An 18,770-nucleotide genomic window follows, 5' to 3' on the forward strand; every position below is an offset into this window, starting at 1 on the left:
TCACCTGCCCTCCGCCAGGTCCCGGTACCGGGCTTCATTGCGGGTGGCCGTCCGGATATACAGCCACGCACTGAGGCCGATCACCGGGTAGATTCCGGCGCCGAGGAGCAGCCAGCCGAACGGGATGCCCGCGATCTTCGATTCCGCCAGCCCGGGAACCAGTCCCAGCATGAGGGGGAAGGCCAGCAGGATCAGCAGGAACCCGCCGGCCACCACCACTGCCAGGCGAAGCTGCGTGCGGATCAGGGAGCGCACGAAGACCTGGCCCACATCGGATTCCTCGGCTGCCTCGCGGGATTCCAGAACTGGCCTTGCAGCGGACTGCGGGGCAGTCACCCTGACGCGCGTCATGCCTGCGGCCGGATCCGCGTGGTTTCGAGCTTCTCCCGGACAGATGGCAGGTGGCGGCGGCTGATAGGCAGTTCGGCGCCCGCCACGGTCACAGTCGGCCGGGCAGCGGCGAGCTTCATATGGCTGACGTGGTTGAGGGCGATGAGGTAGGACCGGTGCGTGCGGAGGAAGCCGGCCTCGGCCCACTGCTGTTCCAGATCGGCCAGGGGGACGCGGATGAGGTAGCTGGCGTCCGTTGTGTGCAGCCGCGCGTAGTCGCCCTGGGCCTGGACATACGTGACGTCGTCGCGCCGGATCATCCGGGTGGTGCCGCCGAGATCCACCGTGATCATTTCCGGCGGTGCCGCGCCGTCCTTCATGAGTTCGCTGATGCGGCCCACCGACCGGGCCAGCCGTTCAGCGCGCACGGGCTTCAACAGATAGTCGATGGCGGCAAGTTCAAACGCTTCCAGTGCGCACTCTTCGTCCGCGGTGACGAAGACGACTGCCGGGGGATTGCTGCTGCGCGAGATGGCCCGGGCGATGTCCAGGCCGGACAGGGCGGGCATGTGGATGTCGAGGAACACCGCGTCCACGGCTTCGGCGTCGAGCACGCGAAGGGCCTCGGCACCGGACGACGCCCGGTGGATGGCCCCGATCCGGTCGTCCCGGCCGAGCAGGAACGCCAGCTCCTCGACGGCGGGGAGTTCGTCGTCGGCGACGAGGACGTTGATCATGGTTCTAGATTAGCCCGGCGGCCCGCCCTGCGACGGCCCGGACGCTCAGGCGTCGTGGCCGGGTTGTGATTTGGGGACACGCATGGTGATCAGGGTGCCCTCGCCGGGAGCCGTTTCGATGACGAGGCCGTGGTCCTCGCCGTAGACCTGGCGGAGCCGGGCGTCCACGTTGCGCAGCCCCACATGGTCGCCGTCGCTGTGTCCGGCCAACATGGACCGCAGCTGTTCCGGATCCATCCCCACGCCGTCGTCCTCTATGGTGACCTCCGCGAACGTGCCGGAATCATTCGCCGCAATGGTGATGTGGCCCGGACCTTCCTTGGCCTCCAGGCCGTGGCGGACGGCATTCTCGACGAGCGGCTGCAGGCTGAGGAACGGGATGACCGTGCTCAGTACTTCCGGGGCGATCTGCAGGCTCACCTGCACCCGGTCGCCGAACCTTGCCCGCTCCAGCAGCAGGTAGCGGTCGATGCAGCGGAGCTCTTCGGCAAGGGTGGTGAAGTCCCCGTGGCGGCGGAAGGAGTAGCGGGTGAAGTCTGCGAACTCCACCACCAGTTCCCTGGCCCGCACGGGATCGGTGTTGATGAACGACGCGATGGCGTTGAGCGAGTTGTAGATGAAGTGCGGGCTGATCTGGGCGCGGAGGGCCCGGACCTCGGCCTCCATCAGGAGGTTCCGGGAAGCGTCGAGCTCGGCGAGTTCAACCTGGGCCGCCACCCAGTCGGCCACTTCGCCGGTGGCACGGACCAGCCCGGCTCCCGCTGACGGGGCGAAAGCCGCCACCACTCCCACAACCCGGGCGCCGGCCTTGATGGGGGCAATAACGACGGCGCGTTCCACGTCCTGCGGGATCGGTCCCGAGGCAGCGTCGCCGGCGAGCAGGTACAGCTCGCCCGCCGGAATCACGGCCGTGTGGCCGCCATCGAGCACGTTAGCGGCGAGACCCATCAGCGCGGGCCGGAGTTCCTCGCCGGCGCCGTCCCAGGCGAGCACGCCCGAGGTGTCGGTGATGGCCAGGGCATCGCAGCCCAGGATGGTGCGCAGCTGCCTGCTGGCTTTGGCCGCGCCAGCAGGGTTCAGCCCGGTGCGCAGGTGTTGTCCGGCCCGTGAAGCCGCATGGAGGGTCTTGTAGGTGGCCCGCTCCGCGTCGGTGCCCAGCTCCCGGAAGGACCGCAGCACTTTGAGGCCCACAGCGACGACGACGGCGATCGCCATCGCGATCACGGCGATGGCGGCGGCGGTGAACAACGGAGAGTCCGGCATGGGCCCAGCGTAGCTTTGGGTGCCGTTTGGCGCAGCATCGGGACCGCTGAGCGACCGTCTGGCGGCATCTCTGGAATGTAACCACCGTCACGCGTCAGAGTGAGTGCAGTCACATTGGCTGGGACTGTTGTGGGAGAGCAGGGCAGCCGGTGTGTACGGAAAGTCTCAATGAGGAGGAACGATGGGTCACGATGCCCACGAAACGGACGCCGCGGCGGCCGTGGATTTCAAGGAAGTTCAGTCGACGGAGCGGTTCCAGGAACTACGCAAACGTCACCGCAGTTTTGTCTTTCCGATGGCCATTGCATTCCTGCTCTGGTACTTCGCCTACGTTCTGTTGGCCGACTATGCGGTTGGCTTCATGTCCACCAAGGTCTGGGGCAACATCAACATCGGGCTCATCCTGGGCCTGTTGCAGTTCGTATCCACCTTCGCCATCACGGGCTGGTACGTGAGCTATTCCAACAGGCGGCTCGATCCCATAGCCGCCGAGATCCGCCACGAAATTGAAGGCCACGAGTTCGACAAAGCCGGCAACCGGGTAGGCGGGACAACACAATGATCGGAATGGTTCCTGCGGTCAACGTCGCCGCCCTCAAAGACACCACCCTCCTGAACATGGGCATCTTCGGCCTGTTCGTGGCCGTCACCATGTTTATCGTGATCCGTGCCAGCCGCAACAACAAGACAGCGGCCGACTACTACGCGGCCGGACGTTCCTTCACCGGCCCGCAGAACGGTACCGCCATCGCGGGGGACTACCTCTCCGCGGCCTCCTTCCTCGGCATCACCGGCGCCATTGCCATCAACGGCTATGACGGCTTTATGTACTCCATCGGCTTCCTGGTCGCCTGGCTCGTCGCCCTGCTGCTCGTTGCCGAACTGCTCCGCAACACGGGCAAGTTCACGATGGCGGATGTGCTCTCCTTCCGCCTCAAGCAGCGCCCGGTCCGGATCGCGGCTGCCATTTCCACCCTGGCCGTCTGCTTCTTCTACCTCCTGGCCCAGATGGCCGGCGCAGGCAGCCTGATCTCGCTGCTGCTGGGCATCAGCGACTGGGGCGGACAGGCGCTGGTGATCATCGTCGTCGGCGCCCTGATGATCATGTACGTCCTGATCGGCGGCATGAAGGGCACCACCTGGGTGCAGATCATCAAGGCCATGCTCCTGATCGCGGGTGCGGCGGTCATGACCTTCTGGGTCCTGGCCATCTACGGCTTCAACCTTTCCGATCTCCTGGGCGGCGCGGTGGAGACGTCCAAGAACCCGGCAGTCCTGAACCCCGGCCTCCAGTACGGCAAGTCGGAAACGTCCAAGCTGGACTTCATGTCCCTGGGCCTCGCCCTGGTGCTGGGCACCGCGGCACTCCCACACGTGCTGATGCGCTTCTACACGGTCCCCACGGCCAAGGAGGCCCGTAAATCGGTCGTCTGGTCCATCTGGCTGATCGGCATCTTCTACATCTTCACGTTGGTCCTCGGCTACGGCGCTGCTGCCCTGGTGGGTGCTGACACGATCAAGTCCGCTCCGGGCGGTGTCAACTCGGCCGCACCGCTGCTCGCCTTCCACCTCGGTGGACCGCTGCTGCTGGGCTTCATCTCGGCGGTGGCGTTCGCCACCATCCTCGCCGTGGTGGCCGGCCTCACCATCACCGCCGCGGCATCATTCGCCCACGACATCTACGCCAACGTGATTGCCAAGGGGAAGGCCGACGCCGACACGGAGGTCAAGGTGGCACGGCGCACCGTCGTGGTCATCGGACTCCTGGCCATAGTCGGCGGCATCTTCGCCAACGGCCAGAACGTCGCCTTCCTGGTGGCGCTCGCCTTCGCCGTCGCGGCGTCGGCGAACCTGCCCACGATCATCTACTCGCTGTTCTGGCGCAGGTTCACCACCCAAGGCGCGGTGTGGAGCATGTACGGCGGCCTGGCGTCGGCGATCATCCTGATTGCCCTCTCCCCGGTGGTGTCCGGAACGAAGACCTCCATGATCCAGACGGCGAACTTCGCGGTCTTCCCGCTGAGCAACCCGGGAATCGTTTCCATTCCGCTCGCGTTCTTCCTGGGCTGGCTGGGCACCGTGCTGGACAAGAAGCTGGAAGACACCACCAAGCAGGCCGAGATGGAAGTCCGTTCCCTCACCGGCGTTGGTGCCGAGAAGGCGGTGGACCACTGACACCCCCTCTGCAACACAGCTGACAAAGAAAGACACGGCTGACAGAATTCAGGAGCCCCCGTCAAGACGGGGGCTCCTGAATTGGGTGGCGCTGTGGGCTCAGGCCGTCTTGGGCCTGAGCTTGATGTTGATCATCTTCATATCCCGATCGCTGTCGAAGCGGTAGGCCAGGTCCACTTCCTTGCCGTCGCAGCCGATGACCCCCGCGACGTCGGCCGTGTTGGTGCCGTTTTCGCTGCTCACCTTGAAGTCGTTGTACGCCGGCTTGCACGTGTCATTCAAATCGAGGCTTTGGACTCCGGCCGCGAATTCCTCCTTGGAGAGTTTTTCCTGAAGGGCCGGGTCGAGGAAGTCGTCATAGGCTTTGTCGGTGTCTCCGGCGATGACCAGCTGGGTGAAATCGTCGGCGAGGTTCCTGGCCTTGTTCGTGGCGCCGCCCACGAGGTTGAACACGAACACCCCTCCCGCGATGAGAAGGAGCAGCACGCCGCCCGCAATGCCCAGCAATATCCATTTTTTGCGGCTCCGGGCCGGCGGCTGCTGGTCCGGTGTGCCGTATGGCCCGGGCGCAGCATACTGCGGGGCACCATACTGCGGAGCTCCGTACTGCGGGTTCACATACTCCGGCTGCCCGTACTGTGGCTGGCTGTACTGCGGTTCCCCGTACGGGGGGACAGGCGGCTGCCCCGGAGCACCGGGTGCACCGTACGGCGGTGGTGGCGGCTGCTGACCCGAGGGTGCATGGGGCGGGACAGGCGGTTGTCCTGGGACTCCGGCATCCGGTTGGGCCGGTCGGTACGGTTCCTGAGGATTGCTCAAGATCAAGCCTTTCCGGCAGGCCGCTTGGCCACTGCCTGATTGCACGGGCCGTTCACGGCCGCGATTCGTTCAACTGGACCCCAGCCTATAACCCCGGCCCACTGTTCATCCTTCGGCGGAGCCGCGCTCAAGCAGCGGCTGGATGCGAAAGGGGATGAGCTCTCCCATGGCAAGCGCTGTGTCCGTCCGGTCCACCCCTTCACAGGCCAGGATCTTGCCGTTGATGCGAAAGAGGTCCTCCGCATCCAGCGCCACCACCCGCAGCAGCAGGTCTGCCGAACCGGTCAGTCCGTAGCCCTCCAGGATTTCCGGAATGCCGGCCAGGTCCACTGCCAGCTGGCCAAGCTTCTGCTGCTGCACGTGGACAGAGATAAATGCCATGAGCGGGTATCCCAGGGCCGCCGGACTGATCCGCCGCTCGAAGGACAGGAAGACGTGCTTCTTCTCGAGCTGGGCCATCCTGGCCTGCACCGTGTTGCGGGACAGCCCCAGTTTCTGCGCCAGGGCCACCACCGTCCGCTTCGGGTCCCTCGCGAGGGCGGAAAGGAGCCGGGTGTCAGTGCCATCCAAAGCTTGCATAATGCGCAAGGCTAGCACGGCTGCGGGTCTGCAGACAGTGCATTCTGCTCAGTTATTTTGGCGGTGGTTGTACCCATTGAGCATTGTGAGTATCGTCACAAATATCCGGGGCAACGGCGCCCGGGCGGCTGGCGTGTACGGGGATCACGAGTCCCTTGAGCGCTGGTGACACGACGTATGAAGGTTGCGTGCAACTGTGTTTACAGACGAGTTGGGTCAGGGCGGCATCGCCGCCGGCGGCCCGGACAACAGTGCAGGACATCACGGCGGGACAGGCGAGAGTCTGGTCCAACTGATCACTCCCGGGGGTGAGCGCGTCAGTCATCCTCAGTACGACGCCTGGGTCCAGGATGTCAGCGAGGAGCAACTGGGATTCCTTTACGAGGACCTGGTGGTCATCCGGCGGATCGACACAGAAGCGACCGCCCTCCAGCGCCAGGGGGAACTCGGCCTGTGGCCGCCGCTCCTGGGCCAGGAGGCCGCCCAGATAGGCTCTGCGAGGTCACTCCGCGACGATGACTTCGTGTTCTCCAGCTACCGCGAGAACGGCGTCGCCTACTGCCGCGGCGTGGATCTGACCGACATCGTCAAGGTCTGGCGGGGTAACGCCTCGGCGGGCTGGGATCCATACACCGTCAACATGGCCACGCCGCAGATCATCATCGGCGCCCAAACACTTCACGCGACCGGCTATGCCATGGGCATCCAGAACGACGGCGCCGACTCAGTAGCCATCACGTATTTCGGCGACGGCGCCACCAGCGAGGGAGACGTCAACGAGGCCATGGTCTTCGCCGCCAGCTTCCAGTCCCCGGTAATCTTCTTCTGCTCAAACAACCACTGGGCCATTTCCGAGCCGGTGCGCCTGCAGTCCCACATAAGGATCGCCGACCGTGCGGCAGGATTCGGGATTCCCAGCATCCGCGTGGACGGCAATGACGTGCTCGCCGTCATGGCAGCCACGCGCGAGGCGCTCGAACGGGCCCGCCACGGCGGCGGCCCCACGTTCATCGAAGCAGTCACCTACCGGATGGGCCCGCACACCACCGCCGACGATCCCACCCGGTACCGGGATGCCAACGAATTGGAGGACTGGGCAGCCAAGGATCCGATTGCCCGCGTCAAGGGCCTGTTGGAACGCAAGGGCCTGCTCACGGAGCAGCTCGAAGCACGGGTGGCTGCCAAAGCCGACGCCGTGGCCCGCGAGATGCGGGCCGGCTGCATCAGCATGCCGGACCCGGAGCCGCTGGACATCTTCAAGCATGTGTACAGCACGCCCAACTCCTGGCTGGACCGCCAGGAAGACCACTACTCCCGCTACCTGGCTTCCTTCGGCGATCCCGCAGGGACCCACTCAGAAGAAGGTGCTCGCTGATGACGCAAATGACCTTTGCCCGGGCGATTAACTCCGGCCTCCGCAAGTCCCTCGAAAACGACCCCAAAGTCATCCTGATGGGCGAGGACATCGGCACCCTCGGCGGCGTCTTCCGGGTGACCGACGGTTTGCAGAAGGACTTCGGCAAACACCGCGTTGTGGACACCCCGCTCGCCGAGTCCGCCATCATGGGCACCGCCGTCGGCCTTGCCTACCGGGGCTACCGGCCGGTGGTGGAAATCCAGTTCGACGGGTTCATCTACCCGGCGTTCGACCAGATCGTGTCCCAGGTGGCCAAGATCCACTACCGGACCCAGGGCGCGGTGAAGATGCCCATCACCGTGCGCGTCCCGTTCGGCGGTGGCATCGGATCCCCGGAACACCACTCGGAGTCTCCCGAGGCGTACTTCACGCACACGTCCGGACTCCGGGTGGTCAGCGTCTCCAACCCGCAGGATGCCCACACCATGATCCAGCAGGCCATCGCCTCCGACGATCCGGTGCTGTATTTCGAGCCGAAGCGCCGCTACCACGACAAGGGCGAGGTTGATGAGTCGATCGATCCTGCCACCGCGCTGTCGATGGAAAAGGCGCGTGTGGTGACCGAAGGCAAGGACGTCACGCTCGTCGCCTATGGTCCGCTGGTCAAGACGGCCAAAGATGCCGCCCTTGCCGCTGCGGACGACGGCGTTTCGATCGAGGTCATCGACCTGCGCTCGCTGGCACCGTTGGACTTCGCAACGCTGGAGGCCTCGGTGCGGAAAACGGGCCGCCTGGTGATCACGCACGAGGCCGGTCAATCCGGCGGGCTCGGTGCCGAGGTGGCTGCCAGCATTACGGAACGCTGCTTCTATCACCTGGAAGCTGCCCCCGTCCGGGTCACCGGTTTCGATGTCCCGTACCCGTACTCGAAGCTCGAATCGCACCATCTGCCAAGTCTGGACAGGATCCTTGACGGCGTGGACCGTGCCCTTGGCCGCCCCAACTCCCTCAGCGGGCTGGAAGGATGAGCGCCGCCATGATCAAGGAATTCAGGCTCCCGGACCTCGGCGAAGGGCTGACGGAATCGGAAATCCTCAGCTGGAAAGTTGCCGTGGGCGATACCGTTGCCCTGAACCAGGTCATCGCGGAAGTGGAGACGGCGAAAGCCGTCGTCGAACTGCCGTCGCCGTTCGCCGGGGTGATCACCGCCCTCCACGAACAGCCAGGAACCGTGGTGGAGGTGGGCAAGCCGATAGTTTCCTTCGAGGTGGAGGGCGACGACGGAGGGCCCTCCGCCGTCGGTCCGGCTCAGGCGGAGACCGCCAAACGCGAGCCCAACCTCGTGGGGTACGGCGCCATTGTTGAGGCCTCCGGCCGGCCAACCAGGCGTGCCCGCACTTTCGCTGCTCCGGCCGCTGCCCAGGCCGCTGCTCCGGTTGCCGAGCCAGTCGCCCCCGCGGTGGTTGGACGCGTCGAACCCGCGGCCCCGGCCGAAACTGCCCCAACGAACGCGGACGAGCGTCCGCGCTCCACACCGCCAGTGCGGAAGCTGGCCAAGGACCTGGGCGTTGAGCTCACGGCAGTGACCGGAACGGGCGCAGGCGGGCTGATCACGCGCGAGGACGTCCAGAACTTTGCCGGCGGGGGAGGCCGTACTGTGGCTGGTACCCCGGCCGGGCCGGTTCCGGCAGCCGGCGTCGTCATCTCAGGTGAGCGCGAAACGCGGACTCCTATCAAGGGCGTCCGGAAACTGACCGCCGCGGCCATGGTGTCCAGTGCCTTCACGGCACCGCACGCCACGGAATTCCTGACCGTCGATGTCACCCCCACGATGGAGCTGCTGGCCCGGCTCAAGGCCAGCCGGGCGTTTGAGGGTTTCAAGCTGACTCCGTTGACCCTCGTGGCCAAGGCCCTGCTGATTGCCCTGCGCCGCCAGCCCTCGCTGAATTCGCGGTGGGACGAAGCCAGCCAGGAGATCGTGCAGTTCAACTATGTGAACCTGGGCATTGCCGCGGCGACTCCCCGGGGGCTGACCGTGCCGAACATCAAGGACGCCGACCGGATGTCCCTGACCGAGCTGTCCACGGCGCTTACGGAACTGACGGAAACTGCCCGCGCCGGCAAGACCAGCCCGGCCGAACTCTCCGGCGGCACCATTTCCATTACCAATATCGGAGTGTTCGGCATCGACGCCGGCACGCCAATCCTCAACCCCGGCGAAGCGGCCATCCTGGCCATGGGAGCCGTGCGGAAAATGCCATGGGAATACAAGGAGGAGGTCGCCCTCCGTCAGGTCATGACGCTCAGCCTGTCCTTCGACCACCGGCTGGTCGATGGTGAGCAGGGGTCCCGCTTCCTGGCGGACATCGGGGCCATCCTTGCTGATCCCGGCATGGTCCTGGCAATGGTCTAGCGGATACACCACAGCTGCCGGCTGTCCGTTCCGAGGGGAGCGGTCAGCCGGCAGCTGTGCGTCTACTCGCCGGGTACGGGGCTGGCCGTCACCAGGAGGGCGGCGAGGGCCATGCTCTCCAGCAGCGGCCGGGCGGATTTCACGGCGACGCGCCGGCCGTGGCTGCGGACCGAGTGCGGCGTGGAGTTGATGAGTCCGAAAGCCGCGTGGGCGCGCATCCGGAGTTCCGCGGTGTCCGTATCCCCGTGCAACTCCTGCAGCACTTCAACCCAGAGCTCCACGTAGTTGCGCTGCAGGGTGCGGACCTCGGCCTGGTCGTTGTCGGAGAGATTGCTGAAGTCGCGGTCCTGGACCCGGATGACGTCCGGGTTGCTCAGGGCGAAGTCAACGTGGAACTGAACCAGGCGGGCCAGAGCCGCAGCGGGGTCGCCGGCATCTGCCGCCACCCGGCGACCGCCTTCCAGCAGTTCCTGGCTCACGCTGAGCAGCAGCGCCCCAAGGACGGCCTGCTTGCCGGCGAAATGACGGTAGACGGCGGGGCCGCTGACGCCCGCTGCGGCGCCCAGGTCCTCAAGCGAAACGCGGTTGAAACCGTTAAGGGCAAAAAGGGTGGCGGCTGAGGACAGCAGCGCCTGGCGCCGGCTCTCTTTGGCCTGGCTGCGTTGGGTTGTCTGAACCCGCTGGTCCGCCAGGCCGCGTTCGCTCGCCTGGTCGCGCTCGATGATCGGCACATTTCCTCCTTGGAACTGCAAATCCTAGCAATGCAAGCGCGTGTTGGACATCACAGTTAATAGAGACTAACCTAAATCTCAGTTATGCGGTACTAACCGAATCGCTCAGGACGGCCTTGCCAGGGCGTCCGGGAACGGAAGCAGTCAATGGAGACAATCGCCAGCCTGGTGGACACCGGCAGCGCAGCCTACGCCACCAACCGGCAAGCCCAGCTGGCACTTGCAAACGAGCTGAAGGACAGGCTCGCCACGGCCGCGCTCGGCGGTCCGGAGAAGTCCCGGGAACGCCATGTGGCCCGCGGAAAACTGCTGCCACGCGAGCGCATCGACCAGCTGCTCGACGACGGCAGCCCCTTCCTGGAAATCGCGCCGCTCGCGGCCACCGGGATGTACAACGACGATTCCCCGGGCGCCGGAGTGATTGCCGGAATCGGCCTGGTCCACGGCCGCCAGGTGCTGGTGATCTCCAATGACGCCACCGTCAAGGGCGGTACCTATTACCCGATGACGGTCAAGAAGCACCTGCGTGCGCAGGAGATCGCGCTGGAGAACCGGCTGCCGTGCATCTACCTCGTGGATTCCGGCGGGGCCTTCCTGCCCAAGCAGGACGAGGTCTTTCCGGACAAGGAGCACTTCGGCCGGATCTTCTTCAACCAGGCGAAGATGTCCGCGGCCAAGATCCCGCAGATCGCCTCCGTGATGGGGTCCTGCACGGCCGGCGGCGCCTACGTGCCCGCGATGAGCGACGAAACCGTCATCGTCCGCAACCAGGGCACCATCTTCCTGGGCGGTCCGCCGCTGGTGAAGGCCGCGATCGGCGAGATCGTCACGGCGGAGGAGCTCGGCGGCGGGGACGTCCACTCGAAAATCTCGGGCGTCACCGACCACCTTGCCGAGAACGATGAGCATGCCCTCCAGATTGTCCGGGACATCGTCTCCACCCTGCCGAAGCCAGCCGCCCCGGCCTGGGATATCGACACCGTCGTCGAACCGCTCGCGGACCCCGCCGAGCTCTACGGCGCCGTCCCCACGGACGTCAACGCGCAGTACGACGTGCGCGAAGTCATCGCGCGGCTGGTGGACGGCAGCCGCTTCCACGAGTTCAAAAAGAACTACGGCACCACCCTGGTCACGGGCTTCGCGAAGCTGCACGGCCACCCCGTGGGCATCGTGGCCAACAACGGGGTGCTCTTCAGCGAGTCCTCGCTTAAAGGGGCCCACTTCATCGAGCTCTGCGACCAGCGCGGCATCCCGCTGGTCTTCCTGCAGAACCTCTCCGGCTTTATGGTCGGCAAGGACTACGAGCAGGGCGGCATCGCCAAGAACGGCGCCAAGATGGTCACCGCCGTGGCCACCGCCCGGGTGCCGAAACTGACCGTGGTGATCGGCGGATCCTTCGGCGCCGGCAATTACTCCATGTGCGGCCGTGCCTACTCGCCGCGTTTCCTCTGGATGTGGCCGGCCTCCCGGATCTCGGTGATGGGCGGCAACCAGGCCTCCAGCGTGCTCGCCACCGTCAAACGCGACCAGTACGAGGCCCGCGGCGAGGAATGGTCCGCCGAGGACGAGGAAGCCTTCAAGGCCCCCATCAAACAGCAGTACGAGGACCAGGGCAGCCCCTATTACTCCACCGCCCGCCTCTGGGACGACGGCGTGATCGACCCCGCGGACACCCGCACCGTCCTGGGACTGGCGCTCGACGTCGTCTCCCGCACCCCTCTGCCGGAGACCTCCTTCGGCCTGTTCCGGATGTGAGCCAGCCATGACTGATTCTTCGCCGACCGTTCTTTCCACACCCCGGCAGAAGCCGCTGTTCAACACCGTCCTCGTCGCCAACCGCGGCGAAATCGCCTGCCGCGTGATCCGCACCCTGCGTGCCTTGGGCATCCGTTCGGTGGCAGTGTACAGCGACGCCGACGCCGGCGCCCGCCACGTGCGCGAGGCTGACCGTGCCGTGCGGATCGGCCCGGCGGCGGCCGCCGAGAGCTACCTCAAGATCGAGGCCATCATCCAGGCCTGCCGCGAAACCGGCGCCGAGGCAGTGCACCCGGGCTACGGTTTCCTGAGTGAAAACGTCGATTTTGCCCGCGCCCTCGACGCTGCAGGCATCACCTTCATCGGCCCCGGCGTCGAATCCCTCAACGTGATGGGCGACAAGATCCGCTCCAAGAACCACGTCACCGGCTACGGCGTCCCGGTGGTCCCCGGCATTGCCGAGCCCGGGATGTCGGATGCCCGGCTGATCGAGGCGGCCGCCGGTGTCGGCTTCCCGCTGCTGATCAAACCGTCCGCGGGCGGCGGCGGCAAGGGCATGCACATTGTGGAGCGCCCCGAGGAGCTGGAAGCCACGCTGGCCACCGCCCGCCGGGTCGCAGCCAGCGCCTTCGGCGACGACACCCTCTTCCTGGAACGGCTCGTGCTCACCCCGCGGCACATCGAAGTGCAGATCCTCGCTGACAACCACGGCAACGTCATCCACTTGGGGGAGCGCGAGTGCTCGCTGCAGCGCCGCCACCAGAAAGTGATTGAGGAAGCACCGTCGCCGCTGCTGGATTCGCTGAACGACGGCGGGGCCACCCGGGCGCGGATCGGCGAGGCCGCCTGCAATGCCGCGCGCAGCGTCCACTACAGCGGCGCCGGAACCGTGGAGTTCCTGGTCTCGGACAACGCCCCGGACGAGTTCTTCTTTATGGAGATGAACACCCGCCTGCAGGTGGAGCATCCGGTCACCGAGATGGTCACAGGGGTCGACCTGGTCGAATGGCAGGTGCGGATCGCCGCCGGTGAGGAACTCACCGTCCGCCAGGACGACGTCGTGCTAACCGGGCACTCCGTGGAAGCACGCGTCTACGCCGAAATCCCGGAGCGGAACTTCCTGCCGTCCACCGGAACCGTGCGACTGCTGGACGAACTCCCCCCTCACGCAGATGGAAAAGTGCGCGTGGACTCGGCGCTTCTCGAGGGCCTGGAGATCTCCTCCAGCTACGACCCGATGATCTCCAAGGTCATCACATGGGGAGAGGACCGCACGGCTGCCCTCGACACGCTGGACGCGGCGCTCGCCGGGTACACCGCGCTGGGCATCGACACCAACGTCGAATACCTGCGCCTTCTCATCAACGACGCAGACGTCCGCGCCGGCCGCCTGGACACCGGGCTGATTGAGCGCAAGATGCCGGACTTCGCCTTCCGCCGCGTAGGCGACGTCGAGGTTGTTGCCGCCGCCCTGTCCGTTGCAGCGCGCGAAGCGGAGCAAGAGAGGCACGAACCTCCTGCGGGGGTGTGGCAACGGAAAGACGGGTGGCGGCCCGGTGGGCACGCGCCGCGCAGGATCCGCCTGGGAACGTCCGACGGCGGTGTTGCCACGGTGGCGCTGGGGCAGACGGCTGCCGGCGAGGGGGAAGCGGGTGAGCAGGCCGTGTCGGTGAACGGCGGCCCGTGGCGGACCGCCTCCGCGGACTTCTCAAGCTGCCGCCGTGCCGAGGTCACACTGGAGGGGCAGGCGAGAACCTACTCGTTTGCCACGGTCTACGCCGGCCCCGCCACGCCGGACCGGAACAACCCGGAGCCGGGCCTCCCCACGGAACTCTTCCTCGGCAACGACGGCTGGTCCTGCCGGCTCGAGGTTCTCACCCGCGAGACACGGCTGGCCCGCGTCCTTGCCGCGGTCCAGCGTGAGGAAGGCGCGGCCGACCCCCAGGTCCGCTCACCCATGCCGGGGACAGTGGTGTCCGTCTCCGTCAGCGACGGCGACCACGTGGATGAAGGACAGGTGCTCCTTTCCGTGGAGGCCATGAAAATGGAACACCAGCTGGTGGCTCCCCAGGACGGGACGGTACACATCAGCGCGAAGGCAGGCGACCTGGTCAAGGCAGACCAGGTGCTGGCCACTGTCCACGTATCCGGCCCGCCCGTGGCGGAGGACGCAGCGGAGGACGCGGTAGAGGAATCCGTCATCGCCATGGGCGCGGGAGACTAGCCCGCCCGCCCCGCAACAAAAACCATTCGCTACACCCCACAGACCCGTCACACAGTTAAGACAAGGAAATCCCAACATGGCTGATTTTGAGCTCAGCGAGGAATACCAGGACCTCAGCAACACCGTCCGCGAATTCGCCGACGAAGTGGTGGCCCCGGTTTCCGCAAGGCACGACGAGGAACACAGCTTCCCGTACGAGGTCGTCTCCAAGATGGCCGACATGGGCCTCTTCGGCCTCCCCTTCCCGGAAGAATTCGGCGGCATGGGCGGGGACTACTTCGCGCTGGCCCTGGCGCTGGAGCAGCTGGGCCGGGTGGACCAGTCCGTGGCCATCACCCTGGAAGCCGGCGTGTCCCTTGGCGCCATGCCCGTGTACCGGTTCGGCACCGACGCCCAGAAGGCGGAATGGCTGCCGTCCCTGGCTTCCGGCAAGGCGCTCGCCGGCTTCGGCCTGACGGAACCGGAAGCCGGTTCGGACGCGGGCGGGACCAAGACCACTGCCCGGCTCGAGGTCGTCGGAGGCGAAAAGACCTGGATCATCAACGGCAACAAGGAGTTCATCACCAACTCCGGCACGGATATCACCAGCCTGGTCACCGTGACGGCCGTAACCGCCAAGCACGAGCGCAAGGACGGCAGCATCAAGAAGGAAATCTCCACCATCCTGGTGCCCACCGACACGCCCGGGTTCAAGGCGGAGAAGGCGTACAACAAGGTGGGCTGGAACGCCTCGGACACGCACCCGCTCACGCTCAAGGACGTCCACGTCCCTGAGGCCAACCTCCTCGGCCAGCAGGGCCGCGGCTACGCGAACTTCCTCTCCATCCTGGACGAGGGCCGCATCGCCATCGCAGCCTTGGCCACGGGCGCGGCGCAGGGCTGCGTGGACCTCTCCGTGAAATACGCCAAGGAACGCAGCGCCTTCGGCCACAACATCGGCAAGTACCAGGCGATCGCCTTCAAGATTGCCCGCATGCAGGCCCGCGCCCACACCGCACGCCTGGCGTACTACGATGCCGCCGCGCGCATGCTTGCCGGGAAGCCGTTCAAGACCCAGGCGGCCATCGCTAAGATGGTCGCAGGTGAGGCAGCCATGGACAACGCGCGGGACGCCACCCAGGTGTTCGGCGGCTATGGCTTCATCAACGAATTCACTGTGGCACGCCACTACCGCGACTCCAAGATCCTTGAAGTGGGGGAGGGCACCACCGAGGTGCAGCTGATGCTGATTGCCCGCGAACTCGGCCTATAGCACCCCACCGGGGAGCAGCGCAGGGAGCAAAAGCACGGAGCGTAACCAGGAAGGATCGACGATGATTGACAAGGTTGTTGCCAGCGCCGAGGCCGCGGTGGCCGACATCCCCGACGGCGCGTCACTCGCCGTCGGAGGTTTCGGACTGTGCGGCATTCCCGTGGCCCTGATCGATGCACTCCACCGGCACGGAACCCGGGACCTGGAAACCGTCAGCAACAACTGCGGCGTCGACGACTGGGGCCTGGGAATCCTGCTGAAGGACGGCCGGATCCGCCGCACCATCAGCTCCTACGTCGGGGAGAACAAGGAATTCGCCCGGCAGTACCTCTCCGGCGAACTCGAGGTGGTGCTGACCCCGCAGGGCACGCTCGCGGAGAAACTGCGCGCCGGCGGCGCCGGCATCCCGGCGTTCTACACGCCGGCCGGCGTCGGCACCCAGGTGTCCGACGGCGGCCTGCCGCAGAAGTACGACGCCGACGGCGGCATCGCGATCGCTTCCGCACCCAAGGAAGTCCGCACCTTCAACGGCGCCGACTATTTGCTGGAGGAATCGCTGACCCCGGATTTCGGCCTCGTTCACGCCTGGAAGGGCGACCGGCACGGAAACCTTGTCTTCCACGCCACGGCCATGAACTTCAACCCGCTGTGCGCCATGGCCGGACGGATTACCATCGCGGAGGTCGAGGAGCTGGTGGAACCGGGCGAGCTGGATCCGGAGCACGTCCACGTTCCCGGGATCTTTGTCCAACGGGTGGTCGTCGCGCCCCAAGGCGAGAAACGCATTGAAAAGCGGACGGTCGCAGTGGCCGCCGCCGGCAACCCCTCCCGGGGGACTGGCCGGCAACCAACTGAGCAGGCAGGAGCCTAGCCGTGGAATCGAACACCACACCGGGAGCCCCGCCCCGCCCCGAGGCCGTCCGCCACGAATACCGGCGGTCCGCCGTCGGACATCCCGAGGACACCGGCCCGGAGACCAAAGGCTGGACCCGCAATGAACTGGCCGCACGCGTGGCTTTGGAACTTCACAACGGGCAGTACGTCAACCTCGGTATCGGGATGCCGACGCTGATCCCGAACTACATTCCGGCCGGCGTCGAAGTGGTCCTGCACTCGGAAAACGGCATCCTCGGCGTCGGGCCGTACCCCGGCGAGGACCAGGTGGATCCGGACCTGATCAACGCCGGCAAGGAAACCGTCACCGTAAACAACGGCGCCGCGTTCTTCGACTCCGCAGCCTCGTTCGGCATGATCCGGGGCGGGCACGTGGACGTGGCCGTGCTGGGCGCCATGGAGGTGGCGCAGAACGGTGACCTGGCTAACTGGATGATTCCCGGCAAGATGGTCAAGGGTATGGGCGGTGCCATGGACCTGGTGTTCGGGGCCAAGAAGGTGATCGTGATGATGGAGCACGTGGACCGCAACGGCAAGCCGAAGATCGTGGAGGAGTGCACGCTGCCACTGACCGGCAAAGGGTGCGTGGACCGGATCATCACCGACCTCGCCGTCATCGACGTGGTCACCGAGGGCGGCTCCTCCCGGCTGGTGCTGCGCGAGCTGGCTCCCAACGTCACGGCCGAAGACGTCGCCGCGGCCACCGGCGCCGAGCTTTTCGAGGAAGACCAGGAACTGACCGTATGACGGCGGCCCCGGAAGGTACGCCCCGCGTGATTGAACAGCGCGGCCTCTACTTCGACGAATTGGACGAAGGGGTTGTTTACGCCCACCGGCCGGGCCGGACGGTCACCGAAACGGACAATGTCCTCTTCACCACCATGACCATGAACACCCAGGCCCTGCACCTCGACGCGGCCTGGAGCGCCGGGCAGCCGTTCGGCCAGCGGCTGATGAACTCGATGTTCACGCTGGCCACGGTGGTGGGGCAGTCCGTGCCGCAGCTGACGCAGGGGACCATCATCGCGCAGCTGGGACTGACCGATGTGTCCTTTCCGCACCCGCTGTACCACGGCGACACCCTGTACACGGAGACCGTCATCACGGGTAAACGGCTGTCGTCCTCGCGGCCCGGGCAGGGGATCGTGACCATGCAGCACACAGGCCGGAACCAGGACGGCGCGGTAGTGGCACTGGCCACCCGCAGTTGCCTGATGTGGACGCGGGAGGCGCACGCAGCTGCCGGGGAAGAAACCGGGCAGAAAGAAAGCACCGAAAAGAGGACAATTTAAGCATGACTTTCCTGATGGGCCCCGCCCTGCTGTTCTGTCCCGCCGACCGTCCCGAGCGTTACCAGAAGGCCGCTGAGCGTGCCGACGCCGTGATCGTGGACCTGGAGGACGCCGTCGCGCCGGCTGACAAGCAGCGTGCCCGCGGCGCCATCCTCGCCCAACTTGGTGCCACCGGCGACGTCCCGGAGCTGGATCCCAGCCGCACCATCATCAGGATCAACCCGGCCGGAACGGACGAGTTCGAGAAGGACCTGCACTGCCTCAAACACACCCCGTACCGCCACGTGATGCTGGCCAAGGCCGAAAACCCGGGCCAGCTCAGGGCGCTCGAGGGCTACAGCGTGATTGCGCTGTGCGAGACGGCCGCCGGAATACTCAACGCCGGCGCCATCGCCGCCGAACCCAACGTGGTGGGCCTGATGTGGGGTGCCGAGGACCTGCTCGCTTCCCTCGGCGGGACCTCCAGCAGGAACGACGACGGCGGCTACCGGGCAGTGGCGCTGCACGCCAGATCAACCGTGCTGCTGGCGGCCGGGGCCTTCGGCAAAGAGGCCATCGACTCGGTGTACGTCAACATTCCCGACCTCGAAGGGCTGGCCGCCGAGTCACGCGACGCCGTCGCCTCGGGATTCGGTGCCAAGGCCTGCATCCACCCCGGCCAGGTTGCCGTCGTCCGGGGCGCCTATGCTCCCGCGGAATCGGACGTCGCCGCGGCCAAGGAGCTCCTGGAGGCTGCCGCTGCGGCCGGGAGCGGCGTGTTCCAGTTCAACGGAAAAATGATCGACGGGCCCATCCTGAAGCACGCGGAATCCACTCTGCGGCGGGCAGTCCACTAAGGCAGCCCACCAGGGAGCGCCGCGGGAACAGGTATTCGAGGTAATACCAGTGCTGAACCAAGGCAGAGGCCGGGAGTCGTAAGACTCCCGGCCCCTGGCATGTTCAGCGGTAT

General features: G+C 66.1%; 18 protein-coding genes. 12 read left to right on the forward strand and 6 right to left on the reverse strand.

What is annotated here, in order from left to right; all coding sequences use genetic code 11:
* Genes AB0N24_RS03525 through AB0N24_RS03535 form a run of 3 tightly spaced genes read right to left on the reverse strand, consistent with a single transcriptional unit; the run spans window position 1 to window position 2,330 of the window.
* Complete coding sequence (locus AB0N24_RS03525; RefSeq protein ID WP_364120455.1) at window positions 1-351, reverse strand: hypothetical protein; 351 nt, start codon at window positions 349-351, stop codon at window positions 1-3.
* Window positions 348-1,067, reverse strand: coding sequence for a LytTR family DNA-binding domain-containing protein (locus AB0N24_RS03530; protein ID WP_364120458.1), 720 nt, complete (start codon window positions 1,065-1,067; stop codon window positions 348-350). Before AB0N24_RS03530 ends, AB0N24_RS03525 begins: the two co-directional genes overlap by 4 nt.
* A 45-nt stretch (window positions 1,068-1,112) precedes the next feature.
* On the reverse strand, window positions 1,113-2,330 hold the full coding sequence (locus AB0N24_RS03535; protein WP_364120460.1) for a histidine kinase: 1,218 nt from the start codon (window positions 2,328-2,330) through the stop codon (window positions 1,113-1,115).
* Window positions 2,331-2,511: 181 nt separating this feature from the next.
* On the opposite strand from AB0N24_RS03535, the gene AB0N24_RS03540 reads away from it, so the two are divergent.
* Entirely contained in the window at window positions 2,512-2,892 is a 381-nt protein-coding gene (locus AB0N24_RS03540) for a DUF485 domain-containing protein (RefSeq protein ID WP_364120463.1), read from the forward strand.
* The gene (locus tag AB0N24_RS03545) at window positions 2,889-4,505 is read left to right on the forward strand and encodes a sodium/solute symporter (RefSeq protein WP_364120467.1); all 1,617 of its coding nucleotides are present in this window, start codon (window positions 2,889-2,891) and stop codon (window positions 4,503-4,505) included. The genes AB0N24_RS03540 and AB0N24_RS03545 overlap by 4 nt, the downstream gene beginning before the upstream one ends.
* 99 nt (window positions 4,506-4,604) lie before the next feature.
* On the opposite strand, the gene AB0N24_RS03550 is transcribed toward AB0N24_RS03545, so the two are convergent.
* Complete coding sequence (locus AB0N24_RS03550; RefSeq protein WP_364120470.1) at window positions 4,605-5,123, reverse strand: hypothetical protein; 519 nt, start codon at window positions 5,121-5,123, stop codon at window positions 4,605-4,607.
* A 306-nt stretch (window positions 5,124-5,429) separates the two neighbouring features.
* On the reverse strand, window positions 5,430-5,903 hold the full coding sequence (locus AB0N24_RS03555; protein WP_364120473.1) for an Lrp/AsnC family transcriptional regulator: 474 nt from the start codon (window positions 5,901-5,903) through the stop codon (window positions 5,430-5,432).
* A gap of 196 nt (window positions 5,904-6,099) precedes the next feature.
* Between AB0N24_RS03555 and pdhA the strand changes: the two genes are divergently transcribed.
* From pdhA to AB0N24_RS03570, 3 genes are read left to right on the forward strand one after another with little or no spacing between them, the layout of a single operon-like run.
* Entirely contained in the window at window positions 6,100-7,278 is a 1,179-nt protein-coding gene (gene pdhA / locus AB0N24_RS03560; RefSeq protein ID WP_364120476.1) for a pyruvate dehydrogenase (acetyl-transferring) E1 component subunit alpha, read from the forward strand.
* Window positions 7,278-8,288 carry an alpha-ketoacid dehydrogenase subunit beta gene (locus AB0N24_RS03565; RefSeq protein WP_364120479.1) on the forward strand — a complete coding sequence of 337 codons (1,011 nt, stop codon included), beginning with the start codon at window positions 7,278-7,280 and terminating at the stop codon, window positions 8,286-8,288. Before pdhA ends, AB0N24_RS03565 begins: the two co-directional genes overlap by 1 nt.
* Window positions 8,285-9,673, forward strand: a complete 1,389-nt coding sequence (locus tag AB0N24_RS03570; RefSeq protein WP_364120482.1) for a dihydrolipoamide acetyltransferase family protein — start codon at window positions 8,285-8,287, stop codon at window positions 9,671-9,673. Before AB0N24_RS03565 ends, AB0N24_RS03570 begins: the two co-directional genes overlap by 4 nt.
* Before the next feature lie 62 nt (window positions 9,674-9,735).
* Here the strand turns inward: AB0N24_RS03570 and AB0N24_RS03575 are convergent, their stop codons facing one another.
* Window positions 9,736-10,398: a TetR/AcrR family transcriptional regulator gene (locus AB0N24_RS03575; RefSeq protein WP_364120654.1), complete on the reverse strand. Its 663-nt coding sequence runs from the start codon at window positions 10,396-10,398 to the stop codon at window positions 9,736-9,738.
* 153 nt (window positions 10,399-10,551) lie between these two features.
* On the opposite strand from AB0N24_RS03575, the gene AB0N24_RS03580 reads away from it, so the two are divergent.
* The 7 genes from AB0N24_RS03580 (at window position 10,552) to AB0N24_RS03610 (ending at window position 18,657) form a co-directional block, all read left to right on the forward strand.
* Window positions 10,552-12,159, forward strand: coding sequence for a carboxyl transferase domain-containing protein (locus tag AB0N24_RS03580; RefSeq protein WP_364120485.1), 1,608 nt, complete (start codon window positions 10,552-10,554; stop codon window positions 12,157-12,159).
* A gap of 7 nt (window positions 12,160-12,166) precedes the next feature.
* The gene (locus AB0N24_RS03585) at window positions 12,167-14,383 is read left to right on the forward strand and encodes a biotin carboxylase N-terminal domain-containing protein (RefSeq protein WP_364120488.1); all 2,217 of its coding nucleotides are present in this window, start codon (window positions 12,167-12,169) and stop codon (window positions 14,381-14,383) included.
* 76 nt (window positions 14,384-14,459) lie between these two features.
* Complete coding sequence (locus AB0N24_RS03590) at window positions 14,460-15,635, forward strand: acyl-CoA dehydrogenase family protein (protein WP_364120491.1); 1,176 nt, start codon at window positions 14,460-14,462, stop codon at window positions 15,633-15,635.
* Window positions 15,636-15,696: 61 nt separating this feature from the next.
* Window positions 15,697-16,506, forward strand: coding sequence for a CoA transferase subunit A (locus AB0N24_RS03595; protein WP_364120494.1), 810 nt, complete (start codon window positions 15,697-15,699; stop codon window positions 16,504-16,506).
* Window positions 16,507-16,508: 2 nt separating this feature from the next.
* Window positions 16,509-17,276 carry a CoA transferase subunit B gene (locus tag AB0N24_RS03600; protein ID WP_364120497.1) on the forward strand — a complete coding sequence of 256 codons (768 nt, stop codon included), beginning with the start codon at window positions 16,509-16,511 and terminating at the stop codon, window positions 17,274-17,276.
* A complete protein-coding gene (locus AB0N24_RS03605) occupies window positions 17,273-17,821 on the forward strand; it encodes a MaoC family dehydratase (protein WP_364120500.1) in 549 nt (182 codons plus the stop codon). The genes AB0N24_RS03600 and AB0N24_RS03605 overlap by 4 nt, the downstream gene beginning before the upstream one ends.
* Before the next feature lie 2 nt (window positions 17,822-17,823).
* Window positions 17,824-18,657 carry a CoA ester lyase gene (locus tag AB0N24_RS03610; protein ID WP_364120503.1) on the forward strand — a complete coding sequence of 278 codons (834 nt, stop codon included), beginning with the start codon at window positions 17,824-17,826 and terminating at the stop codon, window positions 18,655-18,657.
* Window positions 18,658-18,770: the final 113 nt, after the last annotated feature.

Source organism: Arthrobacter sp. NPDC093128 (genome assembly GCF_040683875.1).
In the GTDB taxonomy this organism is placed as follows: Bacteria; Actinomycetota; Actinomycetes; order Actinomycetales; family Micrococcaceae; genus Arthrobacter.

Excerpts from the sequence above, each read along its gene's own strand:
- AB0N24_RS03530 (WP_364120458.1), bottom strand. The coding sequence starts at position 1,067 with ATGATCAACGTCCTCGTCGCCGACGACGAACTCCCCGCCGTCGAGGAG.
- AB0N24_RS03545 (WP_364120467.1), top strand. The coding sequence starts at position 2,889 with ATGATCGGAATGGTTCCTGCGGTCAACGTCGCCGCCCTCAAAGACACC.
- AB0N24_RS03580 (WP_364120485.1), top strand. The coding sequence starts at position 10,552 with ATGGAGACAATCGCCAGCCTGGTGGACACCGGCAGCGCAGCCTACGCC.
- AB0N24_RS03535 (WP_364120460.1), bottom strand. The coding sequence starts at position 2,330 with ATGCCGGACTCTCCGTTGTTCACCGCCGCCGCCATCGCCGTGATCGCG.
- AB0N24_RS03540 (WP_364120463.1), top strand. The coding sequence starts at position 2,512 with ATGGGTCACGATGCCCACGAAACGGACGCCGCGGCGGCCGTGGATTTC.
- AB0N24_RS03610 (WP_364120503.1), top strand. The coding sequence starts at position 17,824 with ATGACTTTCCTGATGGGCCCCGCCCTGCTGTTCTGTCCCGCCGACCGT.
- AB0N24_RS03555 (WP_364120473.1), bottom strand. The coding sequence starts at position 5,903 with ATGCAAGCTTTGGATGGCACTGACACCCGGCTCCTTTCCGCCCTCGCG.
- AB0N24_RS03595 (WP_364120494.1), top strand. The coding sequence starts at position 15,697 with ATGATTGACAAGGTTGTTGCCAGCGCCGAGGCCGCGGTGGCCGACATC.
- AB0N24_RS03565 (WP_364120479.1), top strand. The coding sequence starts at position 7,278 with ATGACGCAAATGACCTTTGCCCGGGCGATTAACTCCGGCCTCCGCAAG.
- AB0N24_RS03605 (WP_364120500.1), top strand. The coding sequence starts at position 17,273 with ATGACGGCGGCCCCGGAAGGTACGCCCCGCGTGATTGAACAGCGCGGC.
- AB0N24_RS03570 (WP_364120482.1), top strand. The coding sequence starts at position 8,285 with ATGAGCGCCGCCATGATCAAGGAATTCAGGCTCCCGGACCTCGGCGAA.
- AB0N24_RS03590 (WP_364120491.1), top strand. The coding sequence starts at position 14,460 with ATGGCTGATTTTGAGCTCAGCGAGGAATACCAGGACCTCAGCAACACC.
- AB0N24_RS03585 (WP_364120488.1), top strand. The coding sequence starts at position 12,167 with ATGACTGATTCTTCGCCGACCGTTCTTTCCACACCCCGGCAGAAGCCG.
- AB0N24_RS03525 (WP_364120455.1), bottom strand. The coding sequence starts at position 351 with ATGACGCGCGTCAGGGTGACTGCCCCGCAGTCCGCTGCAAGGCCAGTT.